This is a genomic window from Microbacterium sp. NPDC089696 (assembly GCF_044749125.1).
Classification (GTDB): domain Bacteria; phylum Actinomycetota; class Actinomycetes; order Actinomycetales; family Microbacteriaceae; genus Microbacterium.
Window position 1 is genome coordinate 45,576 of sequence record NZ_JBIVHF010000005.1, and the last position, 26,372, is coordinate 71,947.

A 26,372-nucleotide genomic window follows, 5' to 3' on the forward strand; every position below is an offset into this window, starting at 1 on the left:
GCTGCGCGTTTTGCTCAGCCCTCGACCGGAGCGACGCACGCGAGCGCGGCGTCGCTGATCGCCTGGTGCCACTGCTCGGCCGTGAAGGGCAGGCCGAACTCGGGCGCCGTCTGCCCGGAGGCGGCCGGAGCCTTGGAGGCGATCGCCGCGAGCTCCCAGGCGAGGAAGGCCGCGATCGTGCCCCCGGCGGTCGAGTCGTTCAGCGAGACCGCGACCGTGAATCCGGTCGCCGGGTCGGAGTAGGCGGCGGTCGCGTAGCCGGGGGTCCAGCCGTACTGCCCGACGAGAGATCCGACGAGGCTCGCGCCGCCGGTCGCCTGCTGCCACGACGGCGCGCTCTGGTAGGCGGGGAGCGGCTCGCCGAAGCGGTTCGGCTCCTCCGTGGTGCGCAGCGCCTGCGCGGCCTCGGCCTGCACGTAGCGTCCGAGATCCCCGATCGTGGAGACCACGCCCGAGTCGGTGAAGCCGCTGCTCGCCGACAGCGTGGTGATGTCGACGGGGGCAGCGCAGGTGTAGCCGCCCTCGACGGCGGGGAGGTGGTGGCCGTTCATGACGGGACCGGTCGACGGCGCGGCGGGGGTGCCGCCCGGCAGAGACGTCGACGACAGCCCGAGCGGTTGCGTGACGTACTGCGAGATCAGCTCGGATGCCGTGAGGCCGGACGCGCGCTCGAGGGCGAGACCGAGCATCAGGTATCCGGCGTCGGAGTCGCGGTACTCGGAGTGCGCGGGGGTGCGGGCGGCGCCGAGTCCGTACGAGGCGAGCTCGAGCGGAGCCCATACGCGCTCCGGGGTGTTGAGCCACGCGGACTTCGCGACGGTCTCCGAGGACCCCACGCCGCTCGTGCCGTTGCACAGGTCGAGGAGCGTGACGTCCGCGAGATCCGGGACGCCCGACACGTAGTCCGGCACCGCGGCATCGAGCTCCACCACGCCCTCGTCGGCCAGACCGTAGAGCACGTCGCAGGTCATGAGGCGCGTGACGTCGCCGACGCGGAACGCCATGTCCGTGGTGATCTCCGCGTCCGAGCCGCCGCCCTGCGTGCCGACGCCCGAGACCCAGCTGCCGCTCCACGGCACCCAGACTCCCACGACCGCGCCCGAGGCACCGGCCGCGGTGAGCGCGTTCGTGACGGCATCCTGCATCGCCGCGACGGTGTCGTCGGGCAGGGCACCGTCGACCTGGGCGGGCGGTTCGTAACTGAAGGAGGGCTCCGAGGTACACCCGGTGAGGGCGAGTCCGAGCACGGCGACGCCGGCCGCTGCTGCGCGGAAACGGCGTGACGAGAGAAGCGGCATGGAAGGGACCCCCGGAAGACGTGTCTCCCGAGTCTAGAACGCGGATCCTGAAAGTACGCATCGCGCGGACCCGTAGGGTGATGTTCATGCCCCACTCCTTCGATGCCGATGTGGTCTCCGCCGTGCTGCGACACATGAACGGCGACCACACGGACGACAACCTCCTGATCGCACGCGCCTTCTCGAGCGACGCGGTGGACGAGATCACCGGCGCGACGATGACGGGCTTCGACGGCGACGGCGGGACCTGGAGCGTGACACGGGGCGGCACGGCATCCGAGTTGCAGGTGGCGTGGCCGGGCGGTCCGATCGACGATCGGCCGTCCGTTCGACGCCAGGTCGTCGCGCTGTACGACCTGGCGTGCGAGCGCCTCGGGGTCGAACCCCGCCCGCACGACTGAGCCGTCGCCGCGAGACGGGTCGTCACAAGGGTTTCGTGGATACTTAGGCAACCCTTACACTGGGGTCATGTCCGAGATCCTCTCCTTCTCCGCCGCCCTCCGCGAGCGCTCCTCCGGTTCGCATTCGCGCAGCGAGGGCGCGGGATTCATGTCCGATCTGCTCAAGGGCGAGGGATCCCGTGAGGACTACATCGCGCTGGTCGCCCAGCACTACTTCATCTACGAGGCGCTCGAGGGCGCGGGCGACCGCATGCGCAACGACCCCGTCGCTTCGGTGTTCCTGAGCGACAAGCTCACCCGCCTCCCCGCTCTCGAGGCCGACCTCGCGTTCCTGCTCGGCGACGACTGGCGCGACCAGATCACCGCGCTGCCGACCACGCGCGCCTACGTCTCGCGCATCCGTCACGTCGGCGCGACCTGGGCGGGCGGCTTCGTCGCGCACCACTACACCCGCTACCTCGGAGACCTCTCCGGCGGCATCTTCATCGGCCGCGTCATGGCGCGTCGCTTCGGCTTCGAGACCAACGGCATCGGCTTCTACCTGTTCGACGACATCGCCGACCCGAACGCCTTCAAGGACGTCTACCGCGAGCAGCTCGATGCCGCGCCGTGGGACGACGCCGAGCGCGAGCGCGTGATCGACGAGGTACTCCTCGCCTACCGCTTCAACACCGAGCTGTTCGAGGACCTCGACCGGGCCCGCGCCGCCGCCTGACGGTCACCCCTTCCCGACCTCCGGGGTCGTCCGCGCGAGCCAGGCCTCCCGCATGAACCGCCGCACGTCCTCGTCGACGCGGATGTCGCTGGGCCGCAGCGCGCGCGACAGGTAGAGGCCGTCGAGCGCGGTCAGCCGCGACAGCGCGACGTAGGTCTGCCCCGGGGCGAACGCACCCGAGCCGAGGTCGATCACGGCACGGTCGTAGGTCTTGCCCTGCGACTTGTGGATCGTGACGGCCCAGGCGAGCCGCAGCGGGAACTGCGTGAACTCGGCGATCACGTCGCGCGACAGCTTCTTGGTCGACGGCTCGTAGGAGTACCGGAACCTCTCCCACACGGCGGGCTCGACGTCGACCTCCTCGCCGTCGATCTCCACGCGCACCGTCTCCCCGAGGATCCGCACGACTGTGCCGATCGTGCCGTTCACCCAGCGCGGGGGCTCCCCCGACATCGCGGTGTCGTTGCGCAGGAACATGACCTGCGCGCCGATCTTGAGCTTGAGCTCGGCCTCGGCGGGCAGCGACGCCTCACCGCGCCCGAACTCGCCGTTGACCTCCGCCCGAGCGGTCTGCTCCTTGCCCGGGAGCGCGGCGAGGTGGCGGCTGTTGATGCCGTTCACGATGTCGTTGCGCGTCGCGAGCGTGATCATGGGCACCTCCCCCGGCTCCGGATCCGGAGGTGTACGAGACCCCTGGGCGTTCAGGACCCCGGCGATCTCGGCGGTCACACGACCGTAGCGCACGGCGTTCAGCATCGCCTTGAAGCCGTCGTCGGACTGCCGGTGGATCTGCACGAGCTCCCGCACATGCAGCTCGGCGCGCGTGTCGACGGCGAACAGCCCGCCCTCGTCGTCGGGGTTCTCTCCCCCGGAGGAGCCCGCCCACACCTTGGCGTCGAAGAACCAGAACGAACGGTAGTGGTCCTTCACGTAGCGCAGCTCGTCGCCGCGCGGCGGCACGGGCGCCAGCTGGTACGGGTCACCGAACATCACGACCTGCACTCCTCCGAAGGGGATGCCGCGCTTGCCGCGGGCCTGGCGGAGGGAACGGTCGATCGCATCCATGAGGTCCGCGTTCACCATGGAGATCTCGTCGATCACGAGCGTCTCGATCGCGTTGAGGATGCGGCGGGTGTTGTCGTTCTGGTCGATGTCGGAGTCGCCGATGAGGCCGATCGGGAGCCGGAACAGCGAATGGATCGTCTGCCCCTCGACGTTGAGCGCCGCGACGCCGGTCGGCGCGCAGATCGCGATCTGCTTCTTCGTGTTCCAGGAGAAGTGCTGCAGGAGCGTGGACTTCCCCGTGCCCGCGCGGCCCGTGATGAAGACGTGCTCGCTCGTGTCCTCGATCAGACGGAACAGCTCCTGCTGCTCCTCGGACAGGGCGGGAAGGGACACGACGCTCTCACACAGGACGAAGACGGACGGTCACGGGGCGTGACGGCGCGTGACGACGCAGATCGCGCGCCCTCCCATGCTACGGGGCCTCGGCGGTGCGGCCTCCTGCGGACACGGATGTCGCACGCCGTCACGCGCTCGGCGTCGTCCCAGCCCGCACTCCTAGACTGACCGCATGCAGCAGGTCGAGACGAGGGCGCCCCGACGCAGGCGACTCGTCGGCGACCTCGCCATGCTCACCGTGGTCGGCCTGCTCCTCATCGCCGCCCTCGCCGCCGGAGGCGCGACGCTCTACCGGGCGTTCTACGGACCGTCGGCGTTCGTCGTCCGCTACCTCGATCTGCTGGCCGACGGAAGCGCTGCCGACGCCCTGCGCGTGCCGGGTGTCGCGATCGACCGCGAGACGCTGCAGGATGCCGGCCTCAGCGCCTCCGCGTCCGAGGCGATGCTGCGACGCGCCGCCCTCGGATCCCTGTCCGACGTCGAGGTGGTGTCCGAGACGCTCGACGGCGACCACTACGCGGTCACGGTGTCGTACACTGCGGGCGAGCACGCCGGTACGACCACGTTCTCCGTGGCGCAGGACGGCTGGGCGGGGGTCACCCCGAACTGGCGGTTCACGACCAGTCCGCTCGCGGTGGTCGACCTGACCCTGCTCGGAGCGGACCAGTTCTCGATCAACGGGTTCGAGGTCGACCGCCGGCAGATATCGATCGCCGGTGCCGAGGCCTTACCGACCGACGCCCTCCCGATGCTCGTGTTCACGCCCGGGCTCTACTCCGTGACCGTCGACACCGCGATCTCCCACTCCACCGGAACGGGTGTGCTCGCCGACACCCCGCTGGCGACCACTCCGGTCGAGGTGCAGACCGAGCCCACCGACGAGTTCGTCGCGGTCGTGCAGCAGCGCGTCGAGGAGTTCCTCACCGCCTGCACCACGCAGGAGGTCCTCCAGCCCACCGCGTGCCCGTTCGGCATCGAGGTGTCCAATCGCATCGATTCGCTGCCCCAGTGGTCGATCACGACGCAGCCGCAGGTCACGGTCGCACCGGACGGCGGCCAGTGGCAGATCCCGCCCGCGGATGCCGTGGCGCACGTCGAGGTCGAGATCCGGTCGCTGTTCGACGGCAAGGTCCAGGACGTCTCCGAGGACGTGCCGTTCACGGTGAACGGCACGATCCTGCTGCTCCCGGACGGCTCGGTGTCGATCCGCGTCGGATCCCCGGGCGAGGAGACTCCGCAGGACTGACGACGTCAGCGCGCGGCGCGCTCGGCGTCGCGACGATCGCGCTCGGCGAGGGCCGCGAGCTTCGCGTTGTACTCCTCGAGCTCGGCGTCGCCCGTGCGGTCGGCGTGCCGGTCGCGGCGCTTCTGCAGGCGGGTGTCGCTGCGGCTCCACTGGATCGCGACCGTGATCGCGAGGATGAGCGTCGGGATCTCGCCGATCGACCACGCGACGCCGCCGCCGATGTACTGGTCGTCCATCGGGGTCGGACCCCAGTCACGCCCCATCGAGCCGAACCAGTCGGCGACCATGAGCCCCTCCTGCATCATCATCGCCACGCCGAAGAACGCGTGCATCGCCATGACGGCGATCAGGGTGATGAGGCGACCGGCGTAGGGCAGCCGGTACGGCACGGGATCGGCGCCGACGAGACTCATGACGAACAGGTAGCCCGAGATGAGGAAGTGCGCGACCATCCACTCGTGCCCGAGGTGCTCGTACATCGACCAGCGCACGAGGTCCGTGAAGTAGAACGCCCAGAGCGACACGATGAAGATCGCCGCGGCGACGAACGGATGGGTCACGACCTTCGCGAACGGCGAGTGCACGGCCCACATGATCCACTCGCGGCCGCCGCGCGTGCCGTCGTCGCGCTTGTGGATCGCCCGGAGCGCGAGCGTGATCGGGGCGCCCGACACCAGCAGCAGCGGGATCGCCATCGACAGCATCATGTGCCCGAGCATGTGCACGCTGAAGAGGTACTCCTGGTACGCGTTGATCGGACCGCCGGTGACCCAGACGAGCATGAGCATGCCCAGGACCCAGAACACCGTGCGGTGGATCGGCCACCGGTCCCCGCGTCGCGCGAGACGCACGACGCCGGCGATGTACAGGAACAGCCCGAACCCGGCGGCCACCAACCAGAGGATGTCGAGGTCCCACGCCGTGAACCACCGGTCGATCGTGAACTCGGGGGGCAGCGGCGACCGGGTGAGGTTCTCCGCCGGCGTCTGCACGAACGCGGCCTCCTCGCCGGTCGGCGGGGGCGTGCGGGCGAGCGCCGCAGCGGCACCGGACGCGAGACCCATCAGCGCGATCTCGCCGAGCACCAGCATCCAGAACCACCGCGCGGCCTGGGGGCCGTTCAGACGCGGGATCAGACGGATGCGGTACCAGGCGCCGAACAGGCCCATGCCGACGAGGAGCACGACCTTGGCGATGAGGATGCCGCCGTACGGGGTCAGGAGCTGCGAGATGTCGCCGAGCGCGACGACCGAGCGCGCCACGCCGGAGACCGCGACCACCACGAACGCGGCGATGGCGAGACTCGAGTAGCGCGACACGAGCGCGGCGGTCCCGACACCGGAGCGGTCGCGGAGGATGACGACGAGGAGCAGGCCGCCGAGCCACACCGCGGCGCCGATCGTGTGCAGCAGGATCGAGTTCACGGCGACGGTGTGCCCCGAGAGCTCGCCCGAGTGCCCCTGCGTCGCGAGCGGGAGGAAGGATACCGCGGCCAGGAACGCCGTGATGAACGTCGGCGTCCACGTGCGCCACGCGAAGACGAGCACCGTGATGACCGAGCCCATGATCGTGGTGATGAGCCAGGACTGCCCGAGCGCGGTCTCCAGCAGGAAGCGGCCGAGCTGCGTGCCGAACTCGCGCTCGGCGCTCAGCTGCGGGTTGAACGCGGCCATGAAGGTGAGGAACGCGCTGATGCCCGCCGTCACCGTGAAGACGGCTGCGCCGACGGAGGCCGTGTTCAACGCGACCTCGAAGGGCTTCTCCTCGGCCTTGAGCGCGAAGAGCGCCAGCACGAGGGACCCGAGCATGGCCGCGGCGGCGATGTTCATCGCGAGCTTGACGACCGGGATCGCCCAGCGCACGAAGGGGCCGGGGTCCTGGAGCAGCAGCGGAGCCGCGCCGCCCCCGACCGCGAGCGCCACGATCACGGCGACGAGGCCGGCCCCGACGAGGATGCCGATGCCGACCGCGCGGTAGGCGGGGCTCGTCGGGGTCGACACGGCACGGGAACTCACCCCCCAAGCCTAAGCCGCGGCGCCGGGGAGAACGCACGAAGGCCGCCCCCGACGGATCGGGGACGGCCTTCGGTGAGGCGCGGTCTTACTTGACGGCAGCCTTGAGCTTGGAACCGGCGGTCACCTTGACGCGCTTGCCGGCCGGGATCTTGATCTCGGCGCCGGTCTGCGGGTTGCGGCCCGTGCGGGCGGCCGTGGCGACCTGCTCGAACGAGATCCAGCCCGGGATCGAGACCTTGCTGCCCTTGGCAACGGCGTCGGAGACCGAGGAGAACAGCGCGTCGAGAACGCCCGAGACGGTGGCCTGGCTCTGGCCCGTGGCGGAAGCGATGCTCGCGACGAGCTCGGTCTTGGTGATGGACTTGTCAGCCATGTCATCCTCCAGCGACGGATTCGTCGCATCGTTGTGGTGCGGGAAGCGGATGCATCCCGTTGGTCGAGTGACCGCCTCGAATGTACCAACCACGACCCACATTTCCGCGTCATTTCGCGGGTTTTGGGCTATTCCTTGGCGTGTCGTGGTGCAGATGTGACGAAAGTGACGTGTGAGAGGGGGTCTTGACACCCTGTTCGCACGCCTCGCGGGAGCTCGCGCCGCCCTCCCCGCACGGTTTCTCTGCGATAGGCGGAGTTCTCCGCGTGAGGCGGAGGATGCCGGCACGCCTCCTCCCACCACGGACCTGCGGGGTGAGCGGTACCGGTAGCCAGCGCAGCCTCGTCCGCAGGATGGTCTCCGTCCCGGCATCCGCGAAGGGAGTCAGCTCATCGAGCACGCGTCTGGCCGCGGGCGGGAGCGGTACACGTTCCAGCACCGCCGGGTCTACGAGGCGCTGCCGCACCGCCGACTCCCATGTGGCGAGAGCACCCTCGTGCCGCTGGCACCTGGCCACCAGGATCAGGGCGTTCTCGACGGAGTCCTCCAGCACGTCCGGATCGCGGGGAAAGACAGGGATGCTCCAGTGCACGACGCCGCGACGCGCATGCGCGTGCCCTGACTTCGGCGGTGCCGCCACGTGAGGCTCGCCGGCCTTCGTCACCCAGTTCCCACGACGCTCGGCGAGCGTGATGCAGCTCAGGACGACTCCGCGCTGCGCCGCGGCGACCAGCATCGCATCCGCGTCCCGCACCGCGACCCATCCGCGGCAGACGGATACGACGTCGCCCGCGCGGACCGCTCGCCGCAGAGCGTGCTCCGTGACGCCACTCCGGCGCAGGGCACTCACACGGGCGACCCCCTGTCTCGCGACCAGCTCGGTGATGACGTCCATCGATCGATCATGGCCGGGTCCCGGCATCCGCTCACCGCCCGATGACTCTGGATGGGGATGACTCCGCCCGAACCGGGAGCGGGGACGCAGAAGAGGACCCAGAAGGGGACGCAGAAGGGGACGAGGATCCGAAGATCCTCGCCCCCTTCAGGTGCTGTGGTTTACCAGCTCGACTTGGTCACGCCGGGCAGCTCGCCGCGGTGCGCCATGTCACGGAAGCGGACACGCGAGATGCCGAACTTCGTGAGGACACCACGGGGGCGACCGTCGATGACGTCGCGCGAACGCACGCGAGCCGGCGACGCGTTGCGCGGCAGCTTCTGCAGGCCGACGCGGGCGGCCTCGCGGGCCTCGTCGGTGGCGTTCGGGTCGACCAGGGTCTTCTTCAGCTCGGCGCGACGCTCGGCGTAGCGCTCGACGATGACCTTGCGCTGCTCGTTGCGAGCGATCTTGCTCTTCTTAGCCATTGATCAACGCTCCTCTCGGAATTCGACGTGCTGACGGATGACCGGGTCGTACTTCTTGAGCACGAGGCGGTCGGGGGTGTTGCGGCGGTTCTTCTTCGTCACGTACGTGTAACCCGTACCTGCCGTCGAACGCAGCTTGATGATCGGACGGACGTCCTGTGCCTTCTTGGCCATTAGAGCTTCACACCCTTCGCCTGGAGGTCCTTGACCACGTTCTCGATGCCGCGGGCGTCGATCACCTTGATGCCCTTGGCGGACACGTTGAGCGTGATCTTACGACCGAGCGACGGAACGAAATAGGTCTTCTTCTGCACGTTCGGGTCGAAGCGGCGCTTCGTCCGGCGGTGCGAGTGCGAGACGTTGTGACCGAAGCCGGGAACTGCTCCGGTCACCTGGCACACTGCTGCCATGATGTGACTCCTTCTCTACCGTGGGGCCGGACGGCCCCACCCAAGATCCCTTGTCTGCGCGCAACCCCGAACCGCCGATTCCTCGGCGAGAAAGAAGGGGAAGCACACGAACTACGCACAGGAGTGTGCGCAGACAAAGAGTCAGTCTAGCACGGTCACCGCGCGGAGCCGGACGCCTCCTGAGCGCCCCTCCCCCAGCGGAACGGCGACACCGTCGGGTCGCCGGCGATCCAGAAGCGCCACGGGAAGGCATCCGTCCCGGCGATGCCCGCGACGCCGACCCGCGGCCCCCTCGCGACCTCGGAGACCGGCACGTCGCGCAGCCACAGCTCGGCCGTCGCCCCGTCGAGCTCGGCGCCCGTGATCGCGTCGATGCCGTCATGGAGCGGATGCCGCAGCCCCGCCGCCTGCCCGAAGCGGCCGGGTCCGCGCGCGAGGTCCCGCACGACCCGGCCGGTCAGCGGAGCGGTGACGCCTCGTCGCACGGCCGCGGCGTCGGCACCCTGCACGATCTCCCCCGCGCGCAGCAGGATCCCGCCCGCCTGTCCCTCAGCACCGCTCACGACGTTCACGCACGAGTGGATGCCGTGGCTCAGGTACACGTACAGGTGGCCGGCCTCGCCCCACATCGTCGCGTTGCGCGCGGTGCGCCCCATCCGCGCATGCGAGCCCGGATCCGGCTCGGGGCCCGTGCCCTGCCCGTGGTAGGCCTCGACCTCCGTGAGTCGCAGGTGCACGGCCGACCCGGCCACGAGCGTGCGCAGCTCGGCGCCGAGCAGGCGCGGCGCGACCTCGACCGGGAGTCCCGCGAGCTCGGCGCGGGTGGCGCGGTGCAGCTCCTCGGAGACCATGCGCTCAGAACTGCGGCGCCGTCTGGCACCACGACGCGTCGAAGCCGGTGAGCGCCACGATCTCGTCGCCCGTCCGGAGGTCGATCAGGTGCGTCTCCATGTTCGTGGGCAGCGGCAGCAGCATCTGGTCGTAGGGGTTGTCGGTCATGTCGGGGGCGATCACGACCGCCGCGTACTGGCCGCTGGGCGAGGCGCACGCCTGCAGGATCGAGTCCGAAGGCCCGACCTCGACGAGCGGGGTCGCTGCGCCGTCGTCGTCGACGGTGACGATCGCCTGCCCCTGCGGCACGCCGCCCGCGTCGCGTGCGACCACATGGCGCAGCGTTCCGCCCGGATAGGGGGTGATCGTCATGGCGCTGCCGTAGTCGGGGTCCGAGGCGGCGAGCGGCTGCTCCGACCCGTCCGCGAGGTTGAGCTCGACGACCGTGCCGTCAAGGCGCTCGACGATCGCGGTGTAGGTGCCGCGCGAGATGCCCTGGATGGTGGTCGCGAGTCCGAGGGACTGCACACCGGCATCCGTGGAGCGGTCGACGAGCGACAGCGCTCCGTCGAAGTCGATGAAGAGCACGGCGGCGCTGTCGGGCACGAACTGCCAGACGAAGATGTTCGCCTCCTTGCCGCCGACCTCCGTCACGACGGGTTCGTCGTCGCCGCTCAGCGATTGCGTGACCAGCACGCTCGCACGGCCTTCGGTGTCGCTCAGCTTCTTGTCGGAATAGCTGTAGCCGACGTACCCGCCGCGCTCGGAGACCTGGATCGCCCCCACGTAGCCGTCGCCGGGAAGCGGGAGCTCGCGTTCGTCCGAGCCGTCGCGGTCCATCACGAGCAGCCTCGAGCTGTCGTCGTCCTCGACCGACACCACGAGCTGCGTCGACGTCGCGCGGAAGTCGTTGATCCTGTCGGCGGAGAACACCGGCACCGCTTTCTCACCGGTGAGGTCCGTGCGGAAGATCGTGTCCTTCTTCGAGGCGTCGCGGCGCAGCAGGAAGATGCTCGAGGGCGGGGTCGTGAAGCTCGTCTCGAGGGTCGTCGACGGCCCTCCGCCCGCGCCCGTCGCATCGGCGATCTTCACCGTGTACTCCGTGTCGTCGTCGAGCGGCACGGTGAACCGGATGCCGACGCCGCGGCCGGCCGCGTCGAGCGTGAACGGCACCGCGGGCTCGACCGTCACCTGGGATTCGTCGACCGCCGCGAGCGACTGGTTCGTCGTGAGGATGACCCGGCTGCCCGACGACTCGATCGCGTGCGACGGATCGACCTGGACCTCGGTGATGCGAGGCCCTTGTGTGAGGCTCACGACTCCGAGTCCCGCGCCGACCAGCACGAGGATGCCGAGCACCGCGCCGATCGCGATCAGGAAGCGCCGGTCGCGGGGCGCCTTCGGGGATGTGCTCCCCTCCCCGATCCTCGAGCGAGACGCAGGTGGGACGAAACGCTCCTCGTGCATCGGAGCATCTGTCGACGTCGGCTCGGGCGCGGCGTTCTGCGGTTCCTGACGCGTTTCGTCTCGGTCGGCTGCGCCGTCCTCGCTCGACGACCGGGGAGGGACGACCTCAGGCTCAGGGACTTCGGCCGTACGGGCCTCGGCCGCACGGGCCTCCGCCTCGCGGGCTGCCCGCAGTTCGGCGCGGGTGCGGGGGACGGCAGGCACCTCGGGGCGCGCGTCGTCAGTACTCATACGGATCCCCGGGCTCGTCGATCGGCGTCACGCTGGTCGGGTCGACGTGCAGCTTGCCGTCCGCATCCGCCGTGACCGTGCCCTCGACCTTGACCCACTGGCCGGTCGAGAACTCGCCCGCGTCGATCGTCACGGGGAGCGTCGCGGTCTGCGCGTCGATCACGCAGTGCGTGATGACGAGCCGTGTGAGGTTGATGCCGTCGGCATCCGCGGGGGTCACGAAGCCGGTGAGCGACACCGCCTTGCCGTCGTAGGCGGCGGTGTCGGTCGCGGTCGCGAACACGCTCGCCCAGTCGCCGACCCCGAACGTCGCGGTGTCGGCGACGCCGAGCGTCACGTCGTCCGCGCCGACGAACAGCGCGGTCTGCTCGCCGGCCCGCGACATCGCGAGCTCGACTGAGAGCGAGGCCGGCGGCAGCACGAGCGCGGCGACGACGACGCCGGACGCCACCACGCCTCCGGTCACCGTGCCCGCCGTCGCGAGGACCTCCCGGGGCGACGACACACCGGGAACCCCGTGACCGTGGTCGTCGCCGTGACCGTGGTCGTGCCCGTGATCCTCCTCCGCGCCGAGCGGGAGCGCGAACGACCAGATCGCGACAGCGAGGGTCACGACGGCCGCGGCGCACGCGAACCAGACCGACTCGGGGCTGATGTAGAGCGTGAGGCGACCGGTGAGGCCGAGGCCGAGCGTGACGATCGAGACGACGGAGGCGAGGCCGACGCCGAGCCACCGTGTCACGAGAGCGCGGCGACGGGTGATGCGTGCGGAGACGGGCTCAGACAAGGACGTTCACCCCGATCCCGATCGCGAAGGCCGCGAACACCACCACGCCGACGATGCCGACGAGCGTGCGGGTCGTGAAGGTCGTGCGCATGAGCGCGAGCATCTTGACGTCGACCAGCGGGCCGACGAGCAGGAACGCGACGATCGCGCCGGACGAGAAGGTCGACGCGAACGACAGCGCGAAGAACGCATCGACGTTCGAGCAGATCGCGACCGTCATCGCGAGCGCCATCATCGCGACGATCGACAGCACCGGGTTCGAGCCGATCGCGAGCAGGAGGTCGCGCGGGACGAGCACCTGCACGGCGCCGGCCAGCGCCGACCCGATCACGAGCGCCGGCATCACGGCACGCAGCTCGATGAGGAACTGCGTGAGGCTACGGCGCACCGGAGTACCGGGTTCGTGCGTCACGCGGTCGCACGTGTCGATGAACTTCTGCGTCAGCAGCGCATCCGGGTTCGGGTGCAGGCTGTAGATCCAGCCGATCACGTTGGCGATGAGGTAGCCGCCGAGGAGGCGGGCGACGAGGATGCCGTCGTCGAACCCGAACGCGGCGTGCGTCGTGAGGATCACGATCGGGTTCACGATCGGCGCCGCGATGAGGAACGTCAGCGCCTCCGAGGGCACGAGCCCGCGCATCATGAGGCCGCGCGCGAAGGGCACGTTGCCGCACTCGCACACGGGGATCAGCATCCCGAGCAGCGACAGCACGGCCCGCCGCGCCCAGGCACGCTTCGGCAGCCAGCGGTGGATCACGTCGGACGGCAGCCACACCTGCACGACGATCGAGAGCAGCACGCCGAGGATCACGAAGGGCAGCGCCTCGATGAGCACGCTCATCGCGAGCGTCAGGCCGTCCTGCGCACGGCTCGGCAGGGCGGCCTGGTACAGCGACGGCAGGAACCGGTCGACGAGGAACAGCGCCGCGACGATCGCCGCGCCGAGACCGACCCCGATCCAGGGCGATCGCGGCGGTCGGACGGGCCGGTGCGAGTGCCCCGGCCGGGTCGCGGTCTGCGAGCTCACGCCGTCGCAGCCCGTTCCGCGTCGCGCTTGTTGGTGCACGGAGCGCAGAGTCCGAAGATGTCCACCACGTGTGCGGCATCCGTGAATCCGTGCAGAGCGGCGGTGCGATGCGCCCACTGCTCGACGTCGGTGGCCTCGATCTCGACCGTGAGTCCGCAGTTGCGGCAGATCAGGTGGTGGTGGTGCCCCTGGGTCGTGCAGGCGCGGTACAGCGCCTCACCCTCGGGGCTCTGCAGCGAGTCGGCGTCACCGGACGCGGCGAGACCCGACAGGGCGCGGTAGACCGTCGCGAGCCCGATGCCCGTGTTGTCGTCGCGCAGGGACGCGTGGAGGCTCTGAGCGCTGACGAATCCGCGCGCGTCGGCGAGTGCTTCGCGCACGCGTTCGCGCTGCCAGGTGTTCCGCTGAGCCATACCCACGATTCTAGGCGCGTCGGCCTTGTCGGGGGCTGGGAGGACCGCCGCCCCGGTCGGGGCGTCAGGCGCGCACGCGTCGGACTCCGCCGCGCACCCGCTGCACGATCCAGCACACGACGTAGATCGTGAACGAGAGCGTCGTGATGTACGGGCTGACCGGGAGCGTTCCTGCGAGCGCGAGCAGGATGCCGCCGACGGCCGACACGAATCCGAACAGCGCCGCCAGCAGCGGGACGGCCACGGGTCCGGCGGTCACGCGCATCGCGGCGGCGGCAGGGGTGACGAGCAGCGCCATGACGAGCAGCGCGCCGATGATGTGCACGCTCACCGCCACGATGAGGCCGAGCAGCACCATGAACAGCAGGCTCACCGCACGGGTGGGCACGCCGCGCGCGGCCGCGGACTCCGGGTCGAGGGAGTCGAAGCGCAGCGGGTTCCACATGAGCAGCAGCCCGAGCAGCACGACGATGCTGATGCCGAGCAGCCAGCCGAGATCGGGGCTCGAGACCGAGACGATCTGCCCGGTGAGAAGGCTGAAGCGGTTGGCGCTGCGCCCCTCGTAGAGCGACAGGAACAGGATGCCGAGGCCGAGGCCGAACGGCATCAGTACCCCGACGATCGAGTTGCGGTCGCGCGCCTTCGCGCCGAGCACGCCGATGAGGATCGCCGCGACGAGAGCGCCGCCGAGGGACCCCGCGACGACGCTCCCGCCGAACAGCAGGGCCGCTGCGGCACCGGCGAAGGACAGCTCGCTCACGCCGTGCACCGCGAACGCGAGGTCGCGCTGCATCACGAAGACACCGATGAGCCCGCCGACGATGCCCAGCACGGCACCCGCGACGATCGAGTTCGCGAGCAGGGCGACGAGGTCGCCGTAGTCCTGGAACGAGAAGACGTCGCTCCAGTCGACGGCGGAGACGATGCCGGTCACGGCGGTCATGCGGCGCCGCCCTTCACGAACTTCGGAGAGGTGCAGGAACTTCGGCGAGGAACCGCGCGGAAGGCCGCAGAACGTGCGGGCATCCGAGATTCGTGCACCGAGCGCGGGGGATGCGGATGCTGCGGGCCGGCGATCATGCGGCGCCCTCGTGGTCGTGGTCGTGATGGGGCTCGGCGTCGGGCACTCCGACGACGACGAGACGGTCCCCCGCGCGGAGGACGAACACCGGGGTGCCGTACAGCTCGGTCAGCACACGAGTCTGCAGCACCTCCTCCGGAGTGCCGAGCACGAACCGGCCGCCGGCGATGTAGAGGATGCGGTCGACGCGGCCCAGGATCGGGTTGATGTCGTGGGTGACGAACAGCACCGCGGCGTCGCGTTCGCGCCGCTGTCGGTCGATGATGTCGGTCACGGCGACCTGGTTCGCGAGGTCGAGGTTCGACAGCGGCTCGTCGCACAGCAGCAGGGACGGCTCGTCGGCGAGGGCCTGCCCCACGCGGAGACGCTGCTGCTCGCCGCCGGACAGCAGGCCGACGCGGCGGTCGGCGAAGTGCGACGCGCCGACCGAGGCGAGCAGCTCGTCGACCTTCGCGCGGTCGCCGCGGTGCGGGACCGGGAACCCGAAACGGCTGCCCTGCACGCCCAGAGCGACGAGGTCGCGCGCGCGCATGCTCGTGTCGGGGGCGAGGGAGCGCTGCTGCGGCACGTATCCGATGCGCCGGTTGCCCTTGCGCACGGCCCCACCGGCGACGCGGATCTCCCCTGACGAGAGCGGCTGCAGGCCGAGGATGCTGCGCAGCAGCGTGGTCTTGCCCGAGCCGGACGGACCGAGCACGGCGATGAATTCCCCGGCCTCGACGGTCAGGTCGAGACCGGACCACAGTTCGCGGTCGCCGCGCTGCAGGGCGGCGCCGCGCACCTCCAGGACGGGGGTGCGCGGCGGGGTGCCTGCGTTCGTGTCGGCGGCGCCGCTCACGACTCGAGCGCGTCGGCGAGGCTCTGGATCGCGTCACTCATCCACTCAGAGTACGACGATCCGTCGGGGAGCAGCTCCGTGAAGGCGACGACCGGGATGCCCGCATCCTTCGCGGCATCCTCGACGCGCTGCGTCTCGGCGCCGCCGGTCTGGGCGTTGGTGAGCACGGCCGTGACGTCGCCGCTCGAGATCACGTCGAGGGTGGCGAGTAGCGTCGCGGGGGCGACGTCCGTGCCCTCCTCGACGGACTCCGCGAAGCCCTCGGGCGTCACATCGGTGAGACCGGCGGCCGCCGCGAGGTAGCCGGGCACGGGCTCGGTGATGATGACGTTCGCGCCGGCCGCGGTGGTGCCGATGGTCTCGAGGTCGGTCTCGAAGCCCTCGAGGTCGGCGACGATCTTCTCGGCGTTCGCGGTGAAGTCGGCCTTTCCGTCGGGGTCGAGTTCGCTCAGCTCGTCGGCGATCGCCTCGACCACGTGGATCATGGTGTGCGGGTCGAACCAGACGTGCTCGTTGAAGCCCTCGATGTGGTCGTGTCCCTCGTGACCGTCCTCGCCCTCGGCGTGGTCGTGGTCGTGGGCCTCCTCGGTGGACTCCGCATCGGGCGCCGCGGTCTCGTCCGCGTGGTCGTGGTCGTCGCCCTCGGCGTGGTCATGCCCCTCGTTGCCGGGGTAGTCGTGCGAGAACTCGACCGCCGTGACGACGTGCGGGTCGTCCGCATCCTGCAGCAGTGTGTCGATGAACGCGTCGTACCCGCCGCCGTTCTCGATCACGAGGTCGGCCTTCTGCACCGTGAGCCGGTCGCGGGCCGTGGCCTCGTACGAGTGCGGGTCCTGCGTGACGGAGGTGATGATCGACTCGACGTCGATGCGGTCGCCGCCGATCTGCGCGGCGAGCGAGCCGTAGACATTGGTGCTCGCGACGACGGTGATGCCGTCGTCGCCGCCCTCTCCCGCAGCAGGGGTGGAGGAGCATCCGGCCAGGGTCAGAGCGGCGGCGGATGCGAGGGCGAGGGCGAGCACGGGCTTCTTCATGCTCACACTCTAAGCGCTAATGAGAACCATTATCAAATCGCGGTACGTGTCCCTGACGCCGAGGCCCACCCTGCCCGCCGAGACCCACCAGCCGCGACGCACGGGGTGGTGGGTCTCGGCGGGAGTGGTGGGTCTCGGCGTGGGACAGGCGGGTCGCGCAGCGGTGGGCCTCGGCGACCGGATCACGTCAGGCCATGAGACCCGCGGGCGCGATCCACACCGTCGAATCCGCGGGCACCGCGCCGTCGAGGACGGTGCCGAGCACGACGTCGCCGGCATCCGCGCCGAGGTCGAAAGCGTCTGAGCCGAAGTTCGTCACGATCTGCCAGCCGTTCGGTCGAGCGAAGCGCAGCACGTCGGCGCGCCCCGTCTCGATCCACTCGAGGCTCTCCTCGGTCTGCAGCAGGTGGCGCAGGCGCAGCGCCTCGCGATACAGCGTGAGGGTCGAAGCGGGGTCGCCGTCCTCGACATCCACCGCGTACTCCGCGAACCACGCCGGCTGGGGCAGATGCGCCTCGCCGTCGCCGAAGCCGAACGAGGGGCCGGAGGCGGTCCAGGGCAGCGGCACGCGGCATCCGTCCCGTCCGAGTCCGTCGAAGTCGGCTCCGCGGAAGAACGACGGGTCCTGGCGCTGGTCCGGCGCGATCTCGGCGACCTCCTGCAGCCCGAGCTCCTCGCCCTGGTACAGGTAGGTGCTGCCGGGGAGGCCGAGCAGCAGCAGCGTCGCGGCGTGCGCCCGGCGCAGGCCGAGCTCGCGGTCGAGCTGATCCGCGGGTCCGCCGGCCGTCACCCACTCGACGCCCTGCTTGACGCCCTGACGTCCGGCGAGCGGCGCGAGTCCGTACCGCGTCGCGTGCCGGGTGACGTCGTGGTTCGACAGCACCCACGTCGTCGACGAGCCCGTGCTGCGAGCCTGTTCGAGGTTGTCGGTGATGATCGTACGGAAGGAGGGCGCGTCGAAGTCGGCCACGAGCAGGTCGAAGTTGAACGCCTGCCCCAGCCCCTCGGCCGAGGCGTAACGCGCGCGGCGCTCGGGCGTCGAGACCCACGCCTCGGCGACGGCCGTGCGGGGCGGGTCGTACTCGTTGAAGACCTGCCGCCACTCGGCGTAGATCTCGTGCACGTCGTCGCGGTCGTGCAGCGGGTGGGTGCCGTCGTGCGGCAGCTCGTCGAGCTCGGCGCGGCTGGGCAGCGGCTCGCTGAGGTCCTTCGTGAGCATGTGCGCCACGTCGATGCGGAACCCGTCGACCCCGCGGTCCGACCAGAAGCGCAGGGTGGTGAGGAAGTCCTCTCGCACCTCGGGGTGATCCCAGTTGAAGTCGGGCTGCTCGGGGGCGAAGCTGTGCAGGTACCACTGCCCGTCCTCGACGCGCTCCCACGCGGACCCGCCGAACGCGGCACCCCAGTCCGTGGGCGGCTCGGAGCCGTCCGGGCCCGATCCCTCGCGGAAGATGTACCGCTCGCGCGCCGCCGAACCCCGGCCGGCGGCGAGCGCCTCCTGGAACCACTCGTGCAGGTCGGACGAGTGGTTCGGCACGATGTCGACCACGACGCGGATGCCGCGGGCGTGCAGCGCCGCGACCATGTCGTCGAAGTCGTCGAGCGTGCCGAGCCGCGGGTCGACGTTCCGGTAGTCGGCCACGTCGTAGCCTCCGTCGGCCAGCGCCGAGGGGTAGAACGGGCTCAGCCACACGGCGTCGATGCCCAGCGCGGCGAGGTAGTCGGCGCGGGAGACGATGCCCGGGATGTCGCCGAGACCGTCGCCGTTCGCGTCGGCGAAGCTGCGCGGGTAGATCTGGTAGACGGCCGCCTGACGCCACCAGGCGGCGGCATCCGAGGTGTGGTCGTTGCGGGTCTCGGTGAGAGTCGCATCGGTCATAGCGGGGTGGTGCTCCTTCTTCATTGTTGCGGTGGTGCGGTGGTGCGGGTGAATGTCAGCCCTTGACGGCACCCTGCGTCACGCCCTCCATGACGAACCGCTGCGTGAACAGGTACGCGAGGATCGCCGGGGCCATGGCCATGAGGTACGACGCGAAGGCGACGTTGTAGTTGTTGCTGAACTGGTTCTGGAACAGGTTCTGCCGCACGGGCAGCGTCTGCATCGCCGGGTCGGAGATGATGAGCGACGGCATCATGAAGTCGTTCCAGGCGTAGAGGAACGCGAAGATGCCGACCGTGGCGCTCATGGGCGCGAGCAGCGGGAAGATGAGCCGCCAGAACGTCTGCCAGGTCGTGGCGCCGTCGATGCGGGCGCTCTCCTCGAGCTCGATCGGGATCGACCGCAGGAACGCCGTGAACAGCAGCACGCTGAAGCTCAGCTGGAACATGGTGGCGAGGATGATCACGCCGAACGGGTTGTCGAGGCCGACGCGTCCGGTGAGCTGGATCTGCGGCAGCGCCACGACGGGGAACGGGATGAACATGGCCGCGAGCAGGTAGAAGAACGACCAGCGGAACAACTTGCGGTCCCAGTTGCGCACGATCGCGTACGAGGCGAACGCCGCGAGGATGATGGTCGCGCAGACCGTCCCCGCGGTCACGAGCAGCGAGATGCCGGCGCCGACGGGGAACTTCGTCAGGTTCCATGCCTCGACGAAGCCGTCGAAGCTGAACGGCGCGGGGAACGAGAACGCGTTGCCGTCGACGGCCTGGTTGGTCGTCTTGAACGCCATCGAGATCGTCACGTACAGCGGCAGCAGCACGGTGACGGCGCACAGGATGAGGATGATCGTGCCCGACCAGTTGACGCGCTCCATGCGGATGCGCGGCTTCTTGCCGGAGGGCGTGACGGTGGTGAGTGTCTGCGTCGACATCAGAGGGCGTTCCTTCCGCGGGTCAGCGAGAGCTGCAGCAGGGAGATGAGCACCGCGACGATGAAGAAGATCGTGGCGTTGGCCATCTGGTAGGCGTAGTCGCCGCCGTTGAAGCCGGCGATGATCGTCATAGCGACGCTGCGGGTCGCGGTGCCCGGTCCGCCGTTCGTGAGTCCGACGATGATGTCGTAGGCGTTGAGGAAGCCCTTGAACCCGAGGATGACGTTGATCACGACGTAGCCCGCGACCAGCGGCACCGTGATGCGCAGCAGCTGCTGGGTCTTGCTCGCGCCGTCGATGCTCGCGGCCTCGTACACGTCGCCCGGCACCGACAGGAGGCCGGCGATGTAGATCAGCAGCGTGCCGGGCGTCGCCTGCCAGGCCGTCACGATCACGATCGCCACCCATGCGAGGTCGGGGTTCGCGAGCAGGCTCGTCTCGAGCCACGGGATGCCGGTCGCGGCGCCTGCAGCCGGGATCGAGTTCGAGAACAGGAAGTTGAAGACGTAGGCGATGATGATGCCCGAGATCACCATCGGGATCACGAAGATCGTGCGCAGCCCCGTCTTGAAGCGGATGCGGGAGGTGAGTCCCACCGCGAGCATGAACGCGATCACGTTCACGACGATCACCGTCGCGATCGAGAAGCCGAACGTGAAGAGGTAGCTCTGCAGGATCGACGGGTCGCTGAACATCGCGATGTAGTTCGTGAGGCCGTTGAAGCTCCATTCGCCGATGCCGATCGAGTCGGTGAAGCTGAAGAAGATGCCCATCACGCCGGGGACCGTGATCGCGAGAGTGAACAGGATCAGCGTCGGCACGAGGAAGAAGTAGTAGATCGGCTCGACACGTCGGCGCTTGTGGAGCTTCCGCGGAGAGCCCGTGACGATCGCGGTCGTGTCGGTCGTGGGGGTGTTCGGCTTCGTGATGTTCGACGCCGCGAGGTTCGAGACGGCCGGCGCCGGGGTGGGGTTCGTCATGACCTCGGCTCCTCTGCCTCGGCGGATGCGTTGTCCTGCGTGGTGGGGATCGGCGCGCGGAACGCGATGCGCGCCCAGTCGGCGTCCATGGTGCGGAGCGTCGAGGAGGGCGAGGCGCCGAGCACCATCGCCTGCACGTAGTTGTTCAGCGGCAGCGTCTTGGGGACGAGCACCGACGGGCCCTGGTAGATCTGGCCGTTGTCGTAGTACTCGATCATCCCCTCGATGCGCGGGTCGTCGGGGGCCGGAGCATCCGTCGTGGGCGTGAACCCGAGCTGCGAGGCGTTGTAGGCCTCGATGTTCTCGGGCAGGTAGAGGTACTCGAGGAAGTCACGGGCGGCCTCCTGGTGGCGGGACCCCTCGGGGATCATCGCCGCGAGGTCCATGTTGACGCGCACGCCGAGGTCGGCGGGGTCGTCGGTCATCGGCAGCGGGAAGGTGCCGAGCTCGAGGTCGGGCGCGGTCTTCGCGATCTCGCTGAAGGCCCACGGTCCCTGCAGGTACATCGCAGCCTCGCCCTTCGAGAACGCGAGGTTGCCGTCGCCGTAGCCGCGGCTCGCGGCATCCGAGTTCGTGTAGTCGTCCGCGAGCTGCATCATGCGGTCCATGGGCTCGGCGAAGTCCTTCTCGAACGAGACCGGCGAGTCGGCGCCCACCTCCGCCCCCTCGGTCGCCATCGCGTCGAAGAAGTCGATCACGTCGACGGAGCCGCCGGCCGTGTAGTCGTACCAGCCCTGCGCGACGGTCCAGTCGTCCTTGAAGGTCGCATAGAACGGGTCGATCCCCGCGGCCTTGAGCTGGTCGCACACCGCGATCAGCTCGTCCCAGGTCGTCGGGACCTCGAGGCCCTGCTGGGCGAAGATGTCCTTGTTGTAGATGACGGACGCCGCCATCACGGAGTACGGGAGGGCGCTCGTGCGCCCCTCGCAGGATCCGTACTGGTCCATGAGCGCGCCGAGGTCGTCGCGGATCCCCGCCGCGGCCTCGGTGCCGGACAGGTCGGTGAGCGCGCAGCGCTGCACGAACCGGGCGACCTCGTAGTTGTAGTTGGCGAGCATGATGTCGGGCGGGTTGCCGCGCACGAAGCTCGCCGAGACGACGTCGACGCCCGAGGTGTCGATCTCGACCTTCACGTCGTTCTGCGAGGCGTTGTAGTCCGCGACCAGCTGGGTCATGAACTCGATGGCCTCGCGCTTGCTGAACGTGAAGCGGATGGTCTCGGCGCCGCCGGCCGAGGAGCATGCCGTGAGCGCTGCGCCGACGAGGGCGAGCGTCGCGACTCCGGCTGCGACACGAGCCGGGCGTGGGGATCTGTCAGACACCGTCGTCCTTTCGTCCTGTAAATCGCAAGACTAAATCTAGTGAGCGAATTTACTTCGATGAGGGGTACTCTCTCATCTGGACGAGAGTGAGGTCAAGACCCGTGGCAGAATCCCCCGCCGGTCTCGGCACCGGGCGCGCGAGCGTCAGCACGGTGCTCGACTTCGCCTGGACCGCGGGCGAGTTCACCGCCACCGAGGTCATGGCCGGCACCTCCCTGACGCGCTCGACCGCGATCGACGCGATCGACACGCTCGTGGGCGCCACCGTGCTGCGCGAGCTGCCGAACGCCCGCGCCGCCGGCAGCTACCGGTCAGGGCGCCCCGCTCGGCGCTTCCGCCTCGCCGACGACCTCGGCGTCGTGATCGGGGTGGATGCCGGTGACACGCACCTCGCCGTCTCGGTCGCCGACCCGCTCGATCGCACCGTCGTGCACCACCGCACCGACCTCGACCCGACGCAGACCGCCCACGCTCGCCGCACGACGATCCTCGACCGCATGGCGCACGCACTCGCCGAGGCCGGTGCCACGCGCGACGACGTGCTCGCGATCTGCGTGGGCGTCGCGGCGCCCGTGAACCGCGACGGCGTCTCGCCCCCGCATCCCGACGGCTTCTGGGAGCGTACGAACCCCGGACTCGCCGCCGCCCTCGCGGACTGGGCGCCGATCGTCGAGGTCAAGAACGACGCCCAGCTCGCCGCGATCGCCGAGGGATCGGCGGGCGAGGCGATCGGATGCCGCGACTACGTCGCCCTGTTGGCGAGCGAGCGCTTCGGCGGCGGGGTCGTCGTCGACGGCCACGTGCTGCACGGAGCCCACGGCGGCGTCGGCGAGGGCGTCGTCTTCGACCACATCATCGGCGTCGGATCGGCCTTCGGCCTCAGCCACACCCTGCAGGCCCAGGTGCGCGCAGCGTTCGACAGCGGGGAGATCGACCGCGACAGCGCGATCGGCCGCCTCGCCGACGCCGACCGCATCGATCCGCGGCTCGTGCTCACCGCCGCGGCCTCGGGCGACGCGGATGCGCTGCTCGCCACCTCGCGCGTGGGTGCGACGCTCGCCCGCGTGGTCGGCGTGCTCGGCAGCATGTACGATCCGGCGCGTGTGATCGTGTGCGGCGCCGTCGCCGAGAGCATCGAACCCGTGCTCGCCGCCGCCCGCGAGGTGCTGCCCACGCAGCTGCACCTCCCCGCGCCCGAGATCCTCGCCTCGACCCTCGGCGCCGAGGTCGTGTCGATCGGCGCCGTCGCCACCGCCCGCCGTGCCGCGCGGGAGCTGGCCGTGCCGCGGTTGGCGGAGCGCCGGCTCGCCGCGCGCGCGTAGCCCCGCGGCATCCGGGGTTCGCCTAACTCATAGCGAGCATGCGTGAGTGCGCCGGGCCGGGCTATTTGTGATCGCATCGCGCGCATGATGACGTGGATCGGTGAGACGACCCACCACCCCGCCCTCCGTTGCCGCCGACTCCCCCGCTCCCCTGCCCCGACGCCGACGGCGACGCCGTGTGGTCGCGCTCACGGCGGGCGTGGTCGTCGTCGGCCTGGTGACGACCGGGGTCGTCGCGATCGCGCAGCTGCAGGGCAACGTGACGACGGCGCCGATCCGGACGACCGTGAGCGGGCAGGACGAGCCCGCCGCGGACAAGCCCGCCACCGGAGCCGTCAACGTCCTGCTCCTGGGCTCGGACGCGCGCGCCCTGGACTCCGACGAGTTTGGCGACGACGACGGCACGCAGCGCAGTGACGCCATGGTGCTGGCGCACATCGCCGGCGACAACTCCCGCATCGACGCCGTGCAGCTCCCCCGCGACACGCTCATGGACCTGCCCGCCTGCGAGGACACCGGTCGCGGATCGTCGAGAGGCGGGACGGGGATGCTGAACTCGGCCCTGAACGTGGGCGCGGCGTGCTCCGTCGCGTCGGTGGAGAAGCTCGCGGGCGTCCGTATCGACCACTTCGTGCAGATGGACTTCGAGGGGTTCATCGGGATGGTCGACGCGATCGGCGGCATCGACGTCTGCCTGCCCGAGCCGCTGCAGGACGGTCACGCCCGGCTCGATCTCCCCGCGGGTCCGCAGTCCGTCGACGGCGCGCAGGCCCTGGCGCTCGCGCGCACGCGGCACGCCCTCGCCGAGGAGAGCGACATCGCGCGCCTCGGCCATCAGCAGATGGTGCTGTCGGCGATCGTGCAGAAGGCCACGAAGAGCGACGTGCTGGTGCGACCCGACCGCCTCTACGCGTTCCTCGACGCCGCGACCTCGTCGATGACCGTCGATCCCGGCCTCGGCGCGCTCACCGATCTCGCCGCACTCGCCGCGCGGCTCGCGACCGTGCCCCTGAGCGATGTCACCTTCATGACGATGCCCTGGGAGCCCGCGCCCCGGGACCGGAATCGGGTCGTCCCCGCACCCGATGCGGCCGTCGTGTTCCAGGCGATCAGGGACGACGTGCCGATCGAGCTGACGACGGACGCCCCGCCCGTCGAGGAGTCGGAGCCGGACGCCGCAGTGCGGACGACCCCGATCACCGTGTCGAACGGCGCCGGCGTCGGCGGTCTCGCCGGCCGCGTCGCCGACGACGCCCGCGCGCTCGGCTACACCGTGCAGGGACTCTCGAATGCGGAGCGCACCGAGACGACCGTGATCGTCGCCGGCGAGGACGCCGAGGCGCAGGCCACCGCCGCGAGCCTGGCCGCCGACCTGGGCGGCGGCATCGAGATCCGCACCGGCGGCTCCGGCGTGCAGGTCATCCTGGGTTCGGACTTCCCAGGGCGCACCGCGGAGGTGCAGGTGCCGCCGCGACCCGTGGATGCCGTGAGCCGGAGCGCCGACACCGACCTGTGCGCGTCGTGAGTGCGCGTCACCCGCGCAGGCTCTGAACGAGCGCCTCGACGGCAGGGTTCCGTAACGCGTCGACGGTGTGCAGCAGGCCGATGGGGCGGGCGGGCTGGTCGTCGAGGGCGATGCATCGACCACCGAGAGCGACGGCCAGGTCGGCGAACGCGTCGGGCACGACCGTGACCCCGCCGACGGCGAGGGCGAGTCGCACCAGACCGTCGCGCTGCGTGGTCGTCATCACCCGCGCCGGGCGCGCGCCGACACGACGGCACACCTCCTCGGTCGTCGCTCGCATCGACGTGCCGGTCGGGAGCGTCACCAGGGTCGAGCCGGCCAGCACCTCACGCAGCGAGAGGTCGACCTCGGCATCCGGGACGACGGCGATGAACCGCTGCGAGGGCAGTTCGAGGGCGACCAGGTCGCCGGGGACGCCGTCGAGAGCGCAGAGCGCGAGATCGGCACGGCCCTCGCGGAGCGAGGCGACCACGGCGCAGGGGTCCTCCTCCGTCGACATGCTGACCGTCACACCGGGATGGGCGAGATGGAAGGGACCGATGATGTCGTGGCCGAGCGAGGAGACCAGCGACGGGAGACCGGTCAGGCGCAGAGAGCCCGCGGCGAGCGTGCGCACCGATTCGGCGAGCGCGTCGATCACCGACACCTCGGTGAGTGCACGACGTGCGGCGGACGCGGCCAGGGCTCCCGCGGGAGTCAGTTCGACACCGCGGCCCGAGGGGCGCAGGAGTGTGACGCCGAGCGTGTGCTCCAGGGTCTGCAGACGCCGGCTCAGCGAGGGCTGCGAGACGCCCAGCTCATCGGCGGCGGCGGTGACGGACACGTGATCCGACACGGCGACCAGGGCTTCGATCTGACCGAGGGAGAGGCGCGACATCAGTAAGCCAAGCTACCAGCGGGCTCGGGTTCTCTCGCCGCGGCGGGATAATCGATCCATGCCCGATCCCGAGCCCCGACGCCCCGCCTCCGCGGTCGAACTGCTGCTCGACCCGGCGACGGACTCGGCGATCCGCGCGGAGTGGGATGCTCTCGCCGCGCTCGGGGTGTCGAGTCTCGCCGCGCACACGGCGGCGAGCAACCGCCCGCACATCACCCTGGTCGCACGCATCGGTCTGTCCGCGCTCGATTCGGCCGTTCTCGCCGAGGTCCCCTCGTTCCCGATCGTTCTGGGCGCTCCGCTGCTCTTCGGCGACGGCGACCGACGGGTGGTCGCCCGCAGCGTCGTTCCCACGGCGGATCTGCTCGACCTCCGGGCGAGGGTTCGCGCCGCGGCCGGGCCCGGCGAGGATGCTCCGCACACCGCTCCCGGCGAATGGATGCCGCACGTCGCCCTCGCCCGTCGGCTCCGCGTCGCCGATCTCCCGGCGGCGTTTGAACGGATCGGCGGCGACATCCGCGGTCACGCCGCGAGCGTGCGGCACTGGGACGCGGATGCGGGGATCGTCACCGCCCTCGCCGAACTGCGGATGCCGTAGCCCAG

At 70.2% G+C, this 26,372-nt stretch carries 27 protein-coding genes; 6 read left to right on the plus strand and 21 right to left on the minus strand.

The features are described from left to right. Nucleotides 1–14: 14 nt before the first annotated feature. Nucleotides 15–1,298, minus strand: a complete 1,284-nt coding sequence (locus ACIPY8_RS18850) for a serine hydrolase domain-containing protein (RefSeq protein WP_400821509.1) — start codon at nt 1,296–1,298, stop codon at nt 15–17. A gap of 86 nt (nt 1,299–1,384) precedes the next feature. Here ACIPY8_RS18850 and ACIPY8_RS18855 point away from each other — a divergent pair, with 86 nt between their 5' ends. Together ACIPY8_RS18855 and ACIPY8_RS18860 are read left to right on the plus strand one after the other, a co-directional pair. Further along, nucleotides 1,385–1,699, plus strand: coding sequence for a DUF2470 domain-containing protein (locus ACIPY8_RS18855; RefSeq protein ID WP_400821510.1), 315 nt, complete (start codon nt 1,385–1,387; stop codon nt 1,697–1,699). A 67-nt stretch (nt 1,700–1,766) separates the two neighbouring features. Next, nucleotides 1,767–2,414 (plus strand): heme oxygenase (biliverdin-producing), encoded by a 648-nt coding sequence (locus ACIPY8_RS18860; protein WP_400821512.1) that lies wholly within the window; start codon nt 1,767–1,769, stop codon nt 2,412–2,414. Nucleotides 2,415–2,417: 3 nt separating this feature from the next. Here ACIPY8_RS18860 and ACIPY8_RS18865 read toward each other — a convergent pair whose 3' ends face one another. Next, on the minus strand, nt 2,418–3,812 hold the full coding sequence (locus tag ACIPY8_RS18865; RefSeq protein ID WP_400821513.1) for an ATP-dependent RecD-like DNA helicase: 1,395 nt from the start codon (nt 3,810–3,812) through the stop codon (nt 2,418–2,420). Nucleotides 3,813–3,987: 175 nt separating this feature from the next. On the opposite strand from ACIPY8_RS18865, the gene ACIPY8_RS18870 reads away from it, so the two are divergent. Further along, a complete protein-coding gene (locus ACIPY8_RS18870) occupies nt 3,988–5,061 on the plus strand; it encodes a hypothetical protein (protein ID WP_400821514.1) in 1,074 nt (357 codons plus the stop codon). A 5-nt stretch (nt 5,062–5,066) separates the two neighbouring features. Here ACIPY8_RS18870 and ACIPY8_RS18875 read toward each other — a convergent pair whose 3' ends face one another. The 18 genes from ACIPY8_RS18875 to ACIPY8_RS18960 all read right to left on the minus strand — a co-directional run bounded on the left by ACIPY8_RS18875 (nt 5,067) and on the right by ACIPY8_RS18960 (nt 22,045). Further along, nucleotides 5,067–7,076, minus strand: a complete 2,010-nt coding sequence (locus tag ACIPY8_RS18875; RefSeq protein WP_400821515.1) for a cytochrome c oxidase assembly protein — start codon at nt 7,074–7,076, stop codon at nt 5,067–5,069. An 85-nt stretch (nt 7,077–7,161) separates the two neighbouring features. Further along, entirely contained in the window at nt 7,162–7,449 is a 288-nt protein-coding gene (locus ACIPY8_RS18880; RefSeq protein WP_050724056.1) for an HU family DNA-binding protein, read from the minus strand. A 109-nt stretch (nt 7,450–7,558) separates the two neighbouring features. Beyond that, nucleotides 7,559–8,344, minus strand: a complete 786-nt coding sequence (locus tag ACIPY8_RS18885) for a type IV toxin-antitoxin system AbiEi family antitoxin domain-containing protein (protein WP_400821516.1) — start codon at nt 8,342–8,344, stop codon at nt 7,559–7,561. A gap of 161 nt (nt 8,345–8,505) precedes the next feature. Then, nucleotides 8,506–8,811, minus strand: coding sequence for a 30S ribosomal protein S14 (gene rpsN / locus ACIPY8_RS18890; RefSeq protein ID WP_017829734.1), 306 nt, complete (start codon nt 8,809–8,811; stop codon nt 8,506–8,508). Between the two features lie 3 nt (nt 8,812–8,814). Then, a complete protein-coding gene (gene rpmG / locus ACIPY8_RS18895; RefSeq protein ID WP_017203558.1) occupies nt 8,815–8,985 on the minus strand; it encodes a 50S ribosomal protein L33 in 171 nt (56 codons plus the stop codon). Continuing rightward, nucleotides 8,985–9,221 carry a 50S ribosomal protein L28 gene (gene rpmB / locus ACIPY8_RS18900; protein ID WP_025102729.1) on the minus strand — a complete coding sequence of 79 codons (237 nt, stop codon included), beginning with the start codon at nt 9,219–9,221 and terminating at the stop codon, nt 8,985–8,987. Before rpmB ends, rpmG begins: the two co-directional genes overlap by 1 nt. 155 nt (nt 9,222–9,376) lie before the next feature. Then, the gene (locus ACIPY8_RS18905) at nt 9,377–10,072 is read right to left on the minus strand and encodes a DNA-3-methyladenine glycosylase (protein WP_400821517.1); all 696 of its coding nucleotides are present in this window, start codon (nt 10,070–10,072) and stop codon (nt 9,377–9,379) included. A gap of 4 nt (nt 10,073–10,076) precedes the next feature. Further along, on the minus strand, nt 10,077–11,750 hold the full coding sequence (locus ACIPY8_RS18910; RefSeq protein WP_400821518.1) for a hypothetical protein: 1,674 nt from the start codon (nt 11,748–11,750) through the stop codon (nt 10,077–10,079). Then, nucleotides 11,740–12,537, minus strand: a complete 798-nt coding sequence (locus ACIPY8_RS18915) for a TIGR03943 family putative permease subunit (protein ID WP_400821520.1) — start codon at nt 12,535–12,537, stop codon at nt 11,740–11,742. Before ACIPY8_RS18915 ends, ACIPY8_RS18910 begins: the two co-directional genes overlap by 11 nt. Then, on the minus strand, nt 12,530–13,564 hold the full coding sequence (locus ACIPY8_RS18920; protein ID WP_400821521.1) for a permease: 1,035 nt from the start codon (nt 13,562–13,564) through the stop codon (nt 12,530–12,532). Before ACIPY8_RS18920 ends, ACIPY8_RS18915 begins: the two co-directional genes overlap by 8 nt. Next, nucleotides 13,561–13,977 carry a Fur family transcriptional regulator gene (locus ACIPY8_RS18925; RefSeq protein WP_400821522.1) on the minus strand — a complete coding sequence of 139 codons (417 nt, stop codon included), beginning with the start codon at nt 13,975–13,977 and terminating at the stop codon, nt 13,561–13,563. Before ACIPY8_RS18925 ends, ACIPY8_RS18920 begins: the two co-directional genes overlap by 4 nt. Before the next feature lie 64 nt (nt 13,978–14,041). After that, entirely contained in the window at nt 14,042–14,920 is an 879-nt protein-coding gene (locus ACIPY8_RS18930; RefSeq protein WP_400821523.1) for a metal ABC transporter permease, read from the minus strand. Nucleotides 14,921–15,053: 133 nt separating this feature from the next. Next, nucleotides 15,054–15,896 (minus strand): metal ABC transporter ATP-binding protein, encoded by an 843-nt coding sequence (locus ACIPY8_RS18935; protein WP_400821524.1) that lies wholly within the window; start codon nt 15,894–15,896, stop codon nt 15,054–15,056. After that, nucleotides 15,893–16,930, minus strand: coding sequence for a metal ABC transporter solute-binding protein, Zn/Mn family (locus tag ACIPY8_RS18940; RefSeq protein WP_400821526.1), 1,038 nt, complete (start codon nt 16,928–16,930; stop codon nt 15,893–15,895). Before ACIPY8_RS18940 ends, ACIPY8_RS18935 begins: the two co-directional genes overlap by 4 nt. A 187-nt stretch (nt 16,931–17,117) precedes the next feature. Further along, nucleotides 17,118–18,809 carry a glycoside hydrolase family 13 protein gene (locus tag ACIPY8_RS18945; protein WP_400821528.1) on the minus strand — a complete coding sequence of 564 codons (1,692 nt, stop codon included), beginning with the start codon at nt 18,807–18,809 and terminating at the stop codon, nt 17,118–17,120. A 55-nt stretch (nt 18,810–18,864) separates the two neighbouring features. After that, the gene (locus ACIPY8_RS18950; RefSeq protein ID WP_400821530.1) at nt 18,865–19,743 is read right to left on the minus strand and encodes a carbohydrate ABC transporter permease; all 879 of its coding nucleotides are present in this window, start codon (nt 19,741–19,743) and stop codon (nt 18,865–18,867) included. After that, a complete protein-coding gene (locus ACIPY8_RS18955) occupies nt 19,743–20,723 on the minus strand; it encodes a carbohydrate ABC transporter permease (protein WP_400821531.1) in 981 nt (326 codons plus the stop codon). The genes ACIPY8_RS18950 and ACIPY8_RS18955 overlap by 1 nt, the downstream gene beginning before the upstream one ends. Next, the gene (locus tag ACIPY8_RS18960) at nt 20,720–22,045 is read right to left on the minus strand and encodes an ABC transporter substrate-binding protein (RefSeq protein ID WP_400821533.1); all 1,326 of its coding nucleotides are present in this window, start codon (nt 22,043–22,045) and stop codon (nt 20,720–20,722) included. The genes ACIPY8_RS18955 and ACIPY8_RS18960 overlap by 4 nt, the downstream gene beginning before the upstream one ends. A 101-nt stretch (nt 22,046–22,146) precedes the next feature. Between ACIPY8_RS18960 and ACIPY8_RS18965 the strand changes: the two genes are divergently transcribed. Beyond that, complete coding sequence (locus ACIPY8_RS18965; RefSeq protein ID WP_400821534.1) at nt 22,147–23,367, plus strand: ROK family protein; 1,221 nt, start codon at nt 22,147–22,149, stop codon at nt 23,365–23,367. Nucleotides 23,368–23,467: 100 nt separating this feature from the next. Further along, complete coding sequence (locus ACIPY8_RS18970; protein ID WP_400821536.1) at nt 23,468–24,892, plus strand: LCP family protein; 1,425 nt, start codon at nt 23,468–23,470, stop codon at nt 24,890–24,892. 7 nt (nt 24,893–24,899) lie between these two features. On the opposite strand, the gene ACIPY8_RS18975 is transcribed toward ACIPY8_RS18970, so the two are convergent. Then, a complete protein-coding gene (locus tag ACIPY8_RS18975; RefSeq protein WP_400821538.1) occupies nt 24,900–25,769 on the minus strand; it encodes a LysR family transcriptional regulator in 870 nt (289 codons plus the stop codon). A 58-nt stretch (nt 25,770–25,827) separates the two neighbouring features. Here ACIPY8_RS18975 and ACIPY8_RS18980 point away from each other — a divergent pair, with 58 nt between their 5' ends. Beyond that, on the plus strand, nt 25,828–26,367 hold the full coding sequence (locus tag ACIPY8_RS18980; protein ID WP_400821540.1) for a 2'-5' RNA ligase family protein: 540 nt from the start codon (nt 25,828–25,830) through the stop codon (nt 26,365–26,367). The last annotated feature ends 5 nt before the right edge of the window (nt 26,368–26,372 follow it).

Coding starts and splice junctions, on each gene's coding strand:
- rpmG (WP_017203558.1), bottom strand. CDS start 8,985: ATGGCCAAGAAGGCACAGGACGTCCGTCCGATCATCAAGCTGCGTTCG.
- ACIPY8_RS18905 (WP_400821517.1), bottom strand. CDS start 10,072: ATGGTCTCCGAGGAGCTGCACCGCGCCACCCGCGCCGAGCTCGCGGGA.
- ACIPY8_RS18880 (WP_050724056.1), bottom strand. CDS start 7,449: ATGGCTGACAAGTCCATCACCAAGACCGAGCTCGTCGCGAGCATCGCT.
- ACIPY8_RS18940 (WP_400821526.1), bottom strand. CDS start 16,930: ATGAAGAAGCCCGTGCTCGCCCTCGCCCTCGCATCCGCCGCCGCTCTG.
- ACIPY8_RS18950 (WP_400821530.1), bottom strand. CDS start 19,743: ATGTCGACGCAGACACTCACCACCGTCACGCCCTCCGGCAAGAAGCCG.
- ACIPY8_RS18945 (WP_400821528.1), bottom strand. CDS start 18,809: ATGACCGATGCGACTCTCACCGAGACCCGCAACGACCACACCTCGGAT.
- ACIPY8_RS18930 (WP_400821523.1), bottom strand. CDS start 14,920: ATGACCGCCGTGACCGGCATCGTCTCCGCCGTCGACTGGAGCGACGTC.
- rpsN (WP_017829734.1), bottom strand. CDS start 8,811: ATGGCTAAGAAGAGCAAGATCGCTCGCAACGAGCAGCGCAAGGTCATC.
- ACIPY8_RS18855 (WP_400821510.1), top strand. CDS start 1,385: ATGCCCCACTCCTTCGATGCCGATGTGGTCTCCGCCGTGCTGCGACAC.
- rpmB (WP_025102729.1), bottom strand. CDS start 9,221: ATGGCAGCAGTGTGCCAGGTGACCGGAGCAGTTCCCGGCTTCGGTCAC.
- ACIPY8_RS18925 (WP_400821522.1), bottom strand. CDS start 13,977: ATGGCTCAGCGGAACACCTGGCAGCGCGAACGCGTGCGCGAAGCACTC.
- ACIPY8_RS18975 (WP_400821538.1), bottom strand. CDS start 25,769: ATGTCGCGCCTCTCCCTCGGTCAGATCGAAGCCCTGGTCGCCGTGTCG.
- ACIPY8_RS18885 (WP_400821516.1), bottom strand. CDS start 8,344: ATGGACGTCATCACCGAGCTGGTCGCGAGACAGGGGGTCGCCCGTGTG.
- ACIPY8_RS18850 (WP_400821509.1), bottom strand. CDS start 1,298: ATGCCGCTTCTCTCGTCACGCCGTTTCCGCGCAGCAGCGGCCGGCGTC.
- ACIPY8_RS18910 (WP_400821518.1), bottom strand. CDS start 11,750: ATGAGTACTGACGACGCGCGCCCCGAGGTGCCTGCCGTCCCCCGCACC.
- ACIPY8_RS18980 (WP_400821540.1), top strand. CDS start 25,828: ATGCCCGATCCCGAGCCCCGACGCCCCGCCTCCGCGGTCGAACTGCTG.
- ACIPY8_RS18955 (WP_400821531.1), bottom strand. CDS start 20,723: ATGACGAACCCCACCCCGGCGCCGGCCGTCTCGAACCTCGCGGCGTCG.
- ACIPY8_RS18870 (WP_400821514.1), top strand. CDS start 3,988: ATGCAGCAGGTCGAGACGAGGGCGCCCCGACGCAGGCGACTCGTCGGC.
- ACIPY8_RS18860 (WP_400821512.1), top strand. CDS start 1,767: ATGTCCGAGATCCTCTCCTTCTCCGCCGCCCTCCGCGAGCGCTCCTCC.